17 protein-coding genes are annotated in these 12,112 nt (G+C 40.8%); all 17 read right to left on the minus strand.

Translation table 11 applies throughout. The features are described 5' to 3' along the window. Position 1: 1 nt before the first annotated feature. The 17 genes from Q7P33_RS15770 to Q7P33_RS15850 all read right to left on the minus strand — a co-directional run bounded on the left by Q7P33_RS15770 (position 2) and on the right by Q7P33_RS15850 (position 11,969). Positions 2-595: a prepilin peptidase gene (locus Q7P33_RS15770; RefSeq protein WP_303871700.1), complete on the minus strand. Its 594-nt coding sequence runs from the start codon at positions 593-595 to the stop codon at positions 2-4. Positions 596-600: 5 nt separating this feature from the next. Beyond that, positions 601-921, minus strand: a complete 321-nt coding sequence (locus tag Q7P33_RS15775; protein WP_303871701.1) for a hypothetical protein — start codon at positions 919-921, stop codon at positions 601-603. 36 nt (positions 922-957) lie between these two features. After that, on the minus strand, positions 958-1,185 hold the full coding sequence (locus Q7P33_RS15780; protein ID WP_303871702.1) for a hypothetical protein: 228 nt from the start codon (positions 1,183-1,185) through the stop codon (positions 958-960). A gap of 16 nt (positions 1,186-1,201) precedes the next feature. Further along, positions 1,202-2,020 (minus strand): conjugal transfer protein TrbL family protein, encoded by an 819-nt coding sequence (locus Q7P33_RS15785; RefSeq protein ID WP_303871703.1) that lies wholly within the window; start codon positions 2,018-2,020, stop codon positions 1,202-1,204. A gap of 76 nt (positions 2,021-2,096) precedes the next feature. Beyond that, the gene (locus tag Q7P33_RS15790) at positions 2,097-2,354 is read right to left on the minus strand and encodes a hypothetical protein (RefSeq protein WP_303871704.1); all 258 of its coding nucleotides are present in this window, start codon (positions 2,352-2,354) and stop codon (positions 2,097-2,099) included. 61 nt (positions 2,355-2,415) lie between these two features. After that, positions 2,416-2,667: a hypothetical protein gene (locus Q7P33_RS15795; RefSeq protein ID WP_303871705.1), complete on the minus strand. Its 252-nt coding sequence runs from the start codon at positions 2,665-2,667 to the stop codon at positions 2,416-2,418. A gap of 38 nt (positions 2,668-2,705) precedes the next feature. Next, positions 2,706-4,649, minus strand: a complete 1,944-nt coding sequence (locus tag Q7P33_RS15800; protein WP_303871706.1) for a VirD4-like conjugal transfer protein, CD1115 family — start codon at positions 4,647-4,649, stop codon at positions 2,706-2,708. An 11-nt stretch (positions 4,650-4,660) separates the two neighbouring features. Next, a complete protein-coding gene (locus tag Q7P33_RS15805) occupies positions 4,661-5,341 on the minus strand; it encodes a hypothetical protein (RefSeq protein ID WP_303871707.1) in 681 nt (226 codons plus the stop codon). A gap of 187 nt (positions 5,342-5,528) precedes the next feature. Beyond that, positions 5,529-6,539: a DUF3991 and TOPRIM domain-containing protein gene (locus Q7P33_RS15810; RefSeq protein ID WP_303871708.1), complete on the minus strand. Its 1,011-nt coding sequence runs from the start codon at positions 6,537-6,539 to the stop codon at positions 5,529-5,531. Between the two features lie 35 nt (positions 6,540-6,574). Then, complete coding sequence (locus Q7P33_RS15815) at positions 6,575-7,162, minus strand: DUF4406 domain-containing protein (protein WP_303871709.1); 588 nt, start codon at positions 7,160-7,162, stop codon at positions 6,575-6,577. Positions 7,163-7,291: 129 nt separating this feature from the next. Next, positions 7,292-7,723, minus strand: a complete 432-nt coding sequence (locus Q7P33_RS15820) for a single-stranded DNA-binding protein (protein ID WP_303871710.1) — start codon at positions 7,721-7,723, stop codon at positions 7,292-7,294. Between the two features lie 71 nt (positions 7,724-7,794). Then, positions 7,795-8,331 carry a plasmid mobilization relaxosome protein MobC gene (gene mobC / locus Q7P33_RS15825; RefSeq protein ID WP_303871711.1) on the minus strand — a complete coding sequence of 179 codons (537 nt, stop codon included), beginning with the start codon at positions 8,329-8,331 and terminating at the stop codon, positions 7,795-7,797. 30 nt (positions 8,332-8,361) lie between these two features. Continuing rightward, positions 8,362-8,709, minus strand: a complete 348-nt coding sequence (locus tag Q7P33_RS15830; RefSeq protein WP_303871712.1) for a hypothetical protein — start codon at positions 8,707-8,709, stop codon at positions 8,362-8,364. 115 nt (positions 8,710-8,824) lie between these two features. After that, positions 8,825-9,481, minus strand: a complete 657-nt coding sequence (locus tag Q7P33_RS15835; protein WP_303871713.1) for a hypothetical protein — start codon at positions 9,479-9,481, stop codon at positions 8,825-8,827. 98 nt (positions 9,482-9,579) lie between these two features. Continuing rightward, on the minus strand, positions 9,580-9,924 hold the full coding sequence (locus Q7P33_RS15840) for an HNH endonuclease (RefSeq protein WP_303871714.1): 345 nt from the start codon (positions 9,922-9,924) through the stop codon (positions 9,580-9,582). Further along, positions 9,921-10,850: a hypothetical protein gene (locus tag Q7P33_RS15845; protein WP_303871715.1), complete on the minus strand. Its 930-nt coding sequence runs from the start codon at positions 10,848-10,850 to the stop codon at positions 9,921-9,923. Before Q7P33_RS15845 ends, Q7P33_RS15840 begins: the two co-directional genes overlap by 4 nt. A 321-nt stretch (positions 10,851-11,171) precedes the next feature. Then, positions 11,172-11,969 (minus strand): hypothetical protein, encoded by a 798-nt coding sequence (locus Q7P33_RS15850; protein ID WP_303871716.1) that lies wholly within the window; start codon positions 11,967-11,969, stop codon positions 11,172-11,174. Between the last annotated feature and the right edge of the window lie 143 nt (positions 11,970-12,112).

Below are 12,112 nucleotides of genomic sequence, written 5' to 3' on the forward strand. Positions count from 1 at the left end.
TTCACTGATACACCATCCTTTCTAATAACATTACTGCAATCATAAAGCCTGAGCATAGAAACGGCGCAAAAGCAAACACTTCATTGCGTTTAAGATGCCTGGCCCGAGCCCATAGGATGCTCAGAAATAATCCGATCATCAGACCGGTTACACCGGCATCCATGCCCAGATAAAACCCACAAACGGTGACAAGCTTAACATCTCCTAAGCCAATGGCCTGATCCTGTCTGGTGATTTTTTTAATCAGCCAGCCGGAAGCTGCCATCAGGATACCCAGGGTCAATGCCCCGGGGATGGCCTGTCTCACTAACCATTCTCCGCTGATTCCAAGACACCCGACAAACAGAATCAGGGGATGGACAACTCGGGGAATGGTCTTCGTTTTAAAATCAAAGTATCCGATGTAAAACATCAGACAACAAAATAATCCGGTGCGTAAAATAATCACCGGATCATCCATCACCAATAGTAAAAATAAAAAAGGCGTTGCCACAATCAATGCTGTGGGGAGAACCGCCTTTTTAAACTGCCTTTTTAATACTGATCCCATTAAAAACCAGCAAGCCAAAACACCACTTAATCCGAATGATGCCATTTCTCCTACTCCCACTCATTTAGGTGGATATAGGCATAGTGCTTACGACCCCGGTAATAGCTGATGATGTGCATAAGCATATCCAGAAAGGACTGATTATCCTTTTCGCTTTTTTTAAGCACCAGATAGGAAGACAACAGGATCGCCAAACCGCCGAAAAATGTTCCAAACGGATTGGTAAAGGTAACATAGTAAAGGGTACACAGAATGACGGTGATACAGACCATCACACCCATCAAAAATATTTCCTTCACTTCCATCCCTTCAATCACCTGGCGGTTGGCTTTAATCCCCATCGGGATATATAGTTCCTCATGATACTCCATCAATTCCTCCTTTCCCTGTTTCCCGAGGAAACAGATTTATGTGATATAAGCCAGAATTAAATCCCGAAATGGGATCAGGGTGTTGACAATGACACAGAAGATTAAAACGTTCCTGATCCGCCTTATATAAACCCCTTTTTCATCCGGGGAATGAATCATATGGGTAATACAGTAACCCAGCCGAAAGACAACACCGGCATTGATTAAATATAAAAGCAAAGTATAGATATTGTTTAAATCCATAAAATAATCAATGGTTTCCATACGACTCCTTTCATTTTTATTTGACTGACCGCACGGCCACCTCCGTTACCCGGGCAATGGTCAGTGCCTTACCCGATAGATTTGCATTCCCGGAATGAACCATAAACTGTTGTAGCAAGACCGGCGTGGAAATTCCCGCTGCCAGGGCACCAAAGCCAATCATAAAATCACCAGTGGCCATCAGAATATAGGACAGTGACAATAGTGAAAGCTGAATGATGGTGGTAATTCCGGCCTTGAAAAAGGTCATCATAAAAGGCGCAAACACCCCGTTGTCACTTTCTATGAGTCCCACACAGGCCAATGGAAAGCCGATCTGCATGATCCACATTTGAACGCCCCGGGCCAGCATCTGAAAATAGAGCACCAGTGCGCCGATAAAGAAAAAAAGCACTGCAAACGGCCCCGTTCCGGCTTCGATCAAACTTACTACATAGTTTTCTTCATACAGAAATTTTGAATTCATGCTATTGAGTATTTCATACAATACGCCGGTACATACCCGCGCAAAGATCTGATAGAGCATCGGGAAGGCTACAATCATAACGACTGCTTTAACCATTCGTTGCAGCATCGCCATGGGATCGCTATCCGGATCGCCACCAGTCCAGGTTATATAGGTTTCAAAGCCACTCTTAGAAAACTTGATTACCAATAACAGAAGGGCCAGTTGATAAAAAATCAGGGTCAGCCCCGTTGATAAATCGAGTCCCGAAGCATCTCCGATATATTTATCGATGTAAAACACCTGTTCAGCCAGACTTTTGATGCTGCCGGTAATCACGCCACTATTGTTAATTGCATCAAAGATAAAGTTTTTAAAGATTGGATACATAATTCTCCTTTCTCTCTTTGATTAAAAAAGAAAAAGAACGGTTCAAACAATAGCCGTTCTTTTTAAATCTTTGCATTTAAGATGTTGGGATGTTTGAAAACAGCGCCTGAATGTTTGACGTAATCGACGGTAGGATGGTATTTCCAATGATATCCCGAAATCCATATAAAAACAGTGCCACACCAAGCAACCCGACAATCCACATCCCTGCACCCTCAATGATCGAGCCGGAATCGGTCTTCATTTCTTCAACTTCGCTGTTTACGAGCTTTGCATGCCATATCACAAAGGGTTTAACTACTGCTTCTTTTACATTTTTTAATTTTAAAGCCATTAAATTACTCCTTTTAATTTTATTTTTAATTTCTTTACCTTGTTTCCTCGGGAAACAACCTTCAGGAACTCGGGAAATAGCTTAAAAGCATAGTGATAAAACCATTAACCGTCATTCCGATAACCAGATAGACCAGGGTTGTTTTCATGTTCTCTTTGTACTTTATTTTTTCATGATCATCTGCCTGTAGCCGTTTGATTACGTTCCAGCCAATGACAATCAACGATAAAATTGGTAAGACAATATACAGCGCCAATGACATATCCGTCAGAAGTTTAACTAATCCAGTTACCCATATAAAATCCTTAAACATCGCCATCACCTCCTTTCTTTAGAAGTATAAACGCTCACTCAGATCTGATAGCGCTTCCAGATTCCCCATAATTGGATTCCACTTTCCTGATGAGTCGGTCTGGCATCGCTGCGGATCATTCGGAGTTTGTTATTATGTTCTTTGCTGCCTAATCCATAGAAGTCATTAAATAACCATTTGCTGATATCCGGGGATGTCATAATCGCTGGATCATTCCGACTGGTGACCAGGTTGTAGGGGCGTCGGATCCGACTGACTTCATTGGCAGTCAACAGCTCCCGTCCCACCAGATTCACCGATTGACTGGAATTGGAAGTGTAATGCTGCTGTGACGATGACAGGGAATAGGATGTAGTGGTATATTTCCCCAGTCGTTCGGAAACTTCTTTTTGCGTTTCCAGATCCTCGGCCTGAAGATAAATCCAGGTTTCACAGTTGGATCGGATGATCCGGGCAATCTCCCGACCGTATTTTTCTTCCAGTTGTGCTAATGATTGAACAAACAAGTTAAAACGGATTCCCCGACCACCACCCACTGAAAGTTGGGTGGCAAACTCTGGTATTCTGGTAAAGTTCCCAAACTCATCAAGTACATAATTAACACGAACCGGCAAGCGTCCGCCCAGCTTATCCGCAAAATCCGACAGTGCACTGTAGACTTGGGTGCAGAACAGCGAAGCAAGTGAATAGTAGGTTGTTTTGCCATCAGGTAAAATCATAAATACCGCCGTGGGTCGACTGCCAATATCTTTGGGGCGAAAATCTGTTTTACGGGTCATTTCATAGATCAGCGGATTGGTAAAGAGTCTAAGGGTGGTCAGCGCACTGGTGTAGAAGCTGCCCCGGGTCTTTGATGGGGCAATATCTGAAATAGCTACTAAGCCCAACGCCGGGTGGGTCGGATTTTCGACTTTCAGTTTCTTCATGTATTTAGCCAACAACATTTCGTCCCCCTGTTTGGGAGCTTTACACATCTCGGCTATGAAATAAAAAACGTTTGTCAGATTCTGATATTCCGGATTGTCCTTGTTTTCGAAAACCACAATCATAATGCAGCTGGCAATAATACTGGCTTCGCCGTTGTTCCATAATTTTTCACCCTTGGCCTCCCCAACCAATGCACTGGTAATATCCCAGACATAATCGATGGCCTGAGACATATTTCCGTTTTCAACCGCATCGATTATTGATTGAAGATAGTTGTAGTGATTACTTTTAAGGGGATTTTTAAAATCCAGTGTAAATACATCAATACCGCATTTTTTCAGAAAGGGGGCTGTGTAATCGTGGTTCTCACCTTTTGGATCACAATTAATTGATGATTCTCTGGCCAATGCCAGCATCCCGATGGTCTGTAAGACGAGGGTTCGAGTTTTTCCACATCGTGTGGATCCAATCATTAACCCGTGAACATCTTCTCCTATGAAATAGATTTTTTCATTTCCCAACACTTGATCATCTTTTCCAAGCACCAGGCCACCCATTTTAAAGGTTTTTTTATTTTCTCTATTTTTTTCTTCAAACCAGTAATTTCCCTTTTTAATCTGTCTTCTTTCCTCCTTTCCGCTGCGTAACAAAAATTGTATAAAGGGATTCTTCTTTCGGATGACCACGTAATCAAAGGCCCGATCCTTCTTGTTGGGATCCAGCCACCGGGCCGAACCATGCTGATTCTGTCCTGCCGGCCGGGGGGTTTGAATATCTGGGGTTATACTGATTAGCTCACTCTTATAGGTCTTGCTTTGGCCAATAAAAAAAGCCACTGCCATAAACAGGGCAAAGGCCAGACACAAAAGATACATGTGAAATGTATTCTCGCTTGCAAGAACAGCGTCAAACACTTCCTTTAAGGGAACGTTAAAGGGTAAAATCCCCTGTCCCGTCATAAATCCATCAATGGTCCGTATAAAAAACAGACTTCCGATGGCCAGCAGCACAAAGATGAATCCTGCCATCATTCCACGGACAATTTTTAATTTCACAATATCACCACCTATTCCTTAACCCGGACATAATAAAATGTTCCGGTTTCATTCTCCAGCCTGAGCCGATCCTTCATCACCAGCTCTGCCTGGAAATCGTGGGATGATCCATTTATTGTCAGTGTTAATACTCCATCTGAAAATGTATAACTCCCCTGATCAGGACTGTCCTTTTTTGTATCATCATCCGATATGGCATAGTCATCACATATGGTATAGCTGCCATCGTCTGACAAAATCAATTGAAGACCGCCTTTTTCATAGTCCCAGGTTCCAACTAAATTTTCTAAATTGGTATCTATCGACTCTCCACCAATTTTTTCATAAGTGAGATTGCCCCCTTCAGATTTTATTTTCAATGTGCCATCGCCTTGAAGTTCATAGGGCATGACAATTTTACCCGTTCCACCGGTTAAGCTGCTCTGCTTCCAATCCTCCTTCGTTCCATCAGCCTTGATTGAGTAATCCAAATGTAGGGTAATTTCCTTCTTGTCATAATCATAGGTTCCACCCGTATTGGCGTTACCTTTGCCATACCCCATGGTAAAATTTCCATCATCATTAAGTGCAATGTAGGTATTGCTGTCCTTGTTGTACCACTCGCCGGCAAGCACCGGTTTTTTAAAGATATCCGTTACCAGATCGGTTATAAAACATCCGCTGGTTACCACAGCCACCATACCAACCAACAATATCAGTAGTATTATTTTTTTAATCTCTGTTCATCCTCCCTTCGTTTTTATTGAGTCCCTGTTAACTGGTATCAAAAAATAACATTCTTTATCCTCCATTTCCTGATTTCCGTGTTTCCCCGGGAAACACGTTTGACTTAAATCATCTGTTTTTCTATTTCCTGTTTCCCGAGGAAACAGATTTCCTTCAAGCTTCCTGCACCCACTCATCTTCTGCTTCGGTTTGAAGGGCTGTGTTTTCTCGCTCCTGGCAAATGCTTACTAATAGTTGATTCCAGTCTTTATGCGGTTCTGGTGGAATCTTAAGATCAAAGGAGTACTTCCCTGGAAATACTTCTTCAACGGCGTTAATCAACTCCAGGGTATTTTTATGTCCGGGTTCATCATTATCCAGACACGTCACAATATGCTCAATCTCCGGGTGTGTCTTCAGATAGTGAATCAGACCAATATGCGCTACGCCATTTAGCGCAATGTAGTGATCATCCTTATTCTGAGTAATATCCCCAATCAGCCGTTTAATGGTTTGATAGGAGAGCATGTCAATGGGTGCTTCGTACACCAACACTTGATTGCCTTTACCTTCATGGACAAAAGGGTAGTGCTTGTCTGAGTTTTTTACGATCCCCTTAAACGGTTCCTTTCCTGGCACGTCATAGGTTCCCCGAAGGGAAATACTCTTAACTACTCCATTTTCATCAAACCCACAAAAGGCACAATTATGATTTTGATCTTCATAAATTTTATGTTGTTTGACATAGTAATTGACAACCTCCGGGTCAATACAGCGGGTTTTTACCAGATACGCAAAAATCCGCCGATAATTGGCGGATTTTTCTGGTGGTTTGAAGATGCCATCATTGGTCTTTTTATACTCCTTGGCTTTTTTGATATAGGTTTTTGCCACTTCACTGGGTTCGGGATGATGATTGATAAAGGCTGCCAGCTCATGGATCGCTTCACCCATGCTTTTTCCCTCCATATACATCACAAACTGAATAATCCCACCGCACGCTTCTTTTGAATCATCGGACAGTCGATTCCAACGATTTAAATCGGGATCGATAAATAGTCCACCCTGATTCCTGACTTTAACCTGATTCCCGATCTGAACCAGTTCATAACCATTGGCCATGGCATAATCAACGATGCTGATCGCTTTGACCTTTTCAAACACTTCCTCCGGCAAACGCCCCATCCTTCTCTCCTTTCCTGTTTCCTCGGGAAACAGACTTAAGCTTCCTGTGCCCAGTCTTCTTCATAATCCAGTTCCGGTTCAAAGCGATTTCTTTCGGAAATATCAATAATCGCCGGTTCAGTTTCGATTCCCTGTTTTAACTGATCAATCCGTTCCATCATCTGATCGGCTGACACATTGGATCGGGCATAGCTTGATACATTCAGTCCCTCATCAAGTCCAATGCATATCATTTCCCACTGTTCATTTGAAAACGCTTCTTTAAATACCCCCTGATAGGCCATAAAATCTTTATAGGTTTCCCGATCCATATCCTTCGCAATAATCGGTTTATTCATTTCTTTGGCCAAAATAATCTCACTGATCATCCCTTCAGATAATGTATTACCATGCACCCAGATCTCTTTGCACTGCTTAAGCAGTTCGATCCCCATTTCAAGCCCCTTATCCCGCTGGCTTGGGATGGTGTCGTCCAGGTATTGGGTAAAGATGGTATGGGGAGCCAGTGGCAGTACATTAAATTCGCTGGCCTGCCGGCACCATTCTTTGGCCCGATTCATATTGTCTTCCATGCTTCTTTCTTCATTCGCCTTGAGCGGTGAACACACATAGACCATTTTCATATCAGTTATCCCCCTTATTTTTGTTTCCTGAGGAAACAGCTTTGAGTCGTTACATAAAAAAACAGATCATCTATGATATCTGTCTGGTAAGTATCTCCTTCTTTAAGCAGCCCATTAATCAGAATCGCTTCAAAAAGGAATATCGTCTTCATCATCCATTAGATGAAAATCCTCATCCAGCCCCATCACCCCATTTCCCATTCCGGTTGACAAGCCATTTTGATTACTGCCGTTATTCTCCTTTCGCTTAGTGGAAATGAAATAGACCTCATCGGCCACCACTTCGGTCACGTACCGGCGCTGACCATCCTGGCCATCATAGCTCCGCACCTGTAATCGCCCCGACAACCCAATTTGACTGCCCTTGGATAAATACTGTCCGACAAACTCGGCCTGCTTGCCCCACACCACAATGGGTATAAAATCCGCTTCCTTTTGTCCATCTTTGTTTTTAAAGCGCCGATCCGCTGCCAGAGTAAATGTTGCCACGGCATTGCCGGTGGTGGTATTTTTCACCTCCGGATCTCTGGTCAGCCTGCCAATTAGAATTACTTTGTTCATCAACTTCTCCTTAATTTATATTTCCCTGTTTCCCGAGGAAACAGAAATGAGCCAATAAAAAAAGATCTATCTCATTTGCTGATGATTCGATTCAGCTTGATATAAATCTCCGTTAGTGTTTTCTGTACTGATTTTAATTCAGGGGCATTGATCTTCCCCATATGGCATAGCTTGGTCAATTGATTAAGATTCGTGCCGATCCTGGTCAGATCCTTTGAAAAATCCTTGAGTCCGTCTAAAACGACTAACTGCCCGCCGGCATAGGTTTCTCTGACATATTGGCCCACTGTCATGTTGGCCATTTTTGCGTTGGCTTCTATTTTTTCATACATATCCGCTGTACACCGAAACGAGATGGTGAAGGGATAAGTTTGGCTTTTTTCTTTGGCAGCATCAACGGTATTTTTAATAACTTCATCCAGATCATCCCGGCTCAGGTAGAAGATCAGGCCCAGCTGCTGCTTAATTTCATCACTGGGAATGGTTAAACCATTTTCATACCGATAAATCTTTTTTCGTGAGACTCCCAGCATCGTTGCCAGAGCGTCCTGGGACAACCCTTTATCCAGACGTAAGCTGCATAATGTCTTCTTTTTTATCTCAATCACCTCCATCCTGTTTCCCGAGGAAACAAGATTTTATAAAGAACAGGAAACAGCATCGATATAAATCTGAATTTCTATGCCATCGCTTTGAGCGACAAATTGATTAAAACCAATATAGATATCACTTAATCCATTGTTGATCAGATCTGTGACTTCATTTTTTTCTTGCCATTCTGTCAAGTCATCAAAACTTTTTAAAAAGATTTCCTTTTCGCTTTTTTCAATACAGATAAGATAGACACCATTCTTTTCAATATCTGCTTCGAAGCAGTTTTGGCTTTTTCTGCCACCCAAAGTGGCATGATATTCCATACTGAAAATTTCTTTGTCATTTGCCCAATTTGCAAATTCCGCGGTATTTTTAAATTCCAGTTCATTCATTGATTTATCCTCCTATGTTATTTTTTTTTAATCCTGTTTCCCGAGGAAACAGATTTGGCATTTTTTTATATTCTCGAATGTCTTTTTTCCTTCATTAATGATGATCAATGTTTTGCTAAAACATACTTTTCCACTTATCATCGGCTTTTTTTCGCTCTTTTTTTAACCTGTAATTTGAGACAGCGATCAAAACAATTACGACTCCGATAATGACGCCCACAATTATTATAAGCGACCATAATACTGCCTTTCCTATTGCACCGTCATTTTCAACTCCACTAGTTAGTTTATTTATCATGTTTTCATTACTTAATACAATCTCAGCCGTATTACTACCAGAAAGCTTCAGCTTGATCTGTTCATCTAAAGAAATAGTTCCTTTGAAGACTTTGATTGCATAATTAAAGATGTCAATTTGTTCAATTGATTCAGGCTTAGTATAGTCGATGTACCTGATAACCATTATTTCACCATCTGGCGATTGGAATTCCAGCGAGTCTGCATCTTTGACTTTATAAACAGCTTTATAATTCTCGCTATTATGATATATTTCGATTAACCCATCTTTCACCTTTATTCGATACAAGTCGGAAGTCTCAATATTTGAATCGTTTAAAAATATAATTTCATCAATTCTTTCAACTACCGGTTTGTTTAGGTATCGGAGATCATTACTTTTGCTTATATAACCAATTAATCCAGTAGCTGCAATTACTATAACAACCAAAAATATGAACCGATCTCCGCCTTCACTCCGCCCATCACTACTCATTGATTATTTCCTCCACTATTAAATCCAATTATCAGCGGTATTTTGTTTCCCGAGGAAACAGAATAGGCACTTCCAATTTTTAAACTTTGAAAATCAAATCATTGAATTGTTTCAAAATAAAAGACGATTTCCTTCGACTTATGCTCAACCACCCCATATCGGATTGCGTTTTTATAAGTAACACTATCCCGCATGAGCCGTTGATGCCACTTTTCGATTTCGGATCTGAATTCCTCCAGAAATAAAGTACTTTTGTAATGATTACAGGATCGGCAAGCAGCTATCATGTTTTTCTCATCATCCTCACCACCCCGACTGATCGGGACAATATGATCGATCTGCATCTTACCAAATTCCAATTCCGTTCCACAATAGGCACAATGTCCATCTGTTTTATTAAAAATCCTCTTTCTTTCAGATTGATTTAACTTTTTTCTGCTCATAAATCACCCATATAGTTGCTTTTAATCTCTTTCCAATTCAGTTCAATACGATCAAAGTTCTCTGCAATTTCTTCTAAAAATTCTATTCCTAATGCTTCTTGCTTTTTGATCTGATTATATTTTTTTTCATCCCGAAAATTCAGTACATTATCCTTAATAAGTTCATCTATGACTTTAGGCTCCAGCGCATCCAGCTCCCAGCATTCATGACCAAAGTCCAAAAGGTATTTAGTGGCACGACTATCGGACAGCTTTGTAGGATTTGGCGGTGGGTTGTATTCTTCAATTTGTTCCATATTCAGAGCCAATCGTTTGAATACGACATTATCCGTTTCAAAAATATTCAATCTTTCCAGAATGTCCCGGCTCATATCAATTCCACTTGGATCGTGATCGCCCAGGTGCAGCAGAACAATATTCTTGCCTTCACGTTGTCTTTTCTCTAACCTTTTGGCAGCAACCCACATTTCTGATTGACTTACATACCCTCGGCAAGAAAAATATTTGAGATCCAGCTGGTCACAGATTCTGCCAACTACTCCTACTAGTGCATCCTTTTCTACCCAAACCTCAACATAATTGTCTTGATCCTGCCAATAATCTAAATGATAGTTGTATGCAGCAGCCTTAATTACATCGCCTGGTTTTTCCCAATGAGTACGTCCTCGAATATTTCGGGTACGATCTTCAATCGCATTCCAGTCGATCAATCCTGCCAGTCGAGCATCATTAATCAGCGCACCCAGATTTTTATAGCTTCTTTCATTGTTGGGAATAATATCTCGTGCTACCATTTGATAATAGACTTGTCTTAACGTCAAGCTGTAACCTTGAGCTTCATAGTCTGCTATGACAGTATTTATTCTCCATATTAGTTCAAGGCTGGTCTGTCGAAACTTCTTTGGAACATATTCGATCTTAGGCACTTCATCCACTCCTTGCATTTTTAAATAATACGTTATTTTCAAAGTCCAAAAAATTAATCTGATTATTTTTATATCTTTTTCATCATTTGTTTCCCGAGGAAACAGGAATTTTCTTTTCCGGGGGTTTGGGGGTGTCCCCCATACTTCATTTTCTCAGAAAGAGAAAACAAGATCTGAATGTTTCAGATGGGCCGTTCGCCCATCTGTAAACATTCGGGAATCTTGCCCTTCGTCCCAACTCCGGTCTTTTGGGCGTTACAAATGGGCATTTGTAACGCCCGGGTGATTGAAAAAGAAAATAAGGGGCTGATCGGCCATAATTTAGGCATGTTTTTCGACCCTTTCATGCTTTTTTAGAATTTCATCGATTTTTATTGTAGTTAAATTTGTGATACTTGCTATCTGCCGGGGGCTTTTCCCTTCACTTTTTAAATTTAAAACCTTATTTTCGATGGATTCTTCGCTTTCACTTGGGATTTTCGAAATATTTTCGTTTTTAATTTCTTCAATTTGAAGTGTCTGCGTGGGTTTTTGCTCAAACAGCTGATTTATTCCAGAAAATAAATTGGTTTTCAGGTTTTCAATGTAGGCTTGATTATCATTTAATTTATTTTCAAGTTTTTTAATGATGAAATCTTTCTTTTCACTTTCATTTTTATAATTTTCCAGCAATTCCATTTTTCCGGTTAAGCCCATATCCACGATAATTTCTTTCATTTCGCTGTTATGAAATTTTAACCGGTCATTTTCTAAAGCTAATTCTTCTTTTTCAGCCTGAAGCTTGGCGATAATTTTCTCCAATGTCGTAATATCTTTGTGATCAGCTTTGATGACAATCTCATCACTTGAATTTTTATCGTTATTTTGATTGGTTAAATCTGCTCGTTGATTTTCAATCGGTAATCGGTCATGATCATTTTTTTCAAGTGGATGATCCACTTTATGTTTTAATTGATCAACATCCGACTGAGGAAGATCCGGTTCAATCTCACTGACTATTGCATCCTCATAATCATCTCTGGGTGATTCCACCACTGTTTCATCTTCCTTTAGTCCCCATGCTTTCTTAGGCTTTTTATTGAAAATCATTTGATCGAATGATCTGCCTTTATTCTTCATTAATCTTACACTCCTTTGAATTTTTATATTTTCATGTCAGTCCATCGTTACGCACCGGGTGCGTTTTTTGCACCAGCTCATTCCCAGAGTTCCATTTACGCACCGGGTGCGTTTTTTGCTCCAGCTCATTCCCAGAGTTCCAT

Source organism: Acetobacterium wieringae (assembly GCF_026646375.1).
Lineage (GTDB): Bacteria > Bacillota > Clostridia > Eubacteriales > Eubacteriaceae > Acetobacterium > Acetobacterium wieringae_A.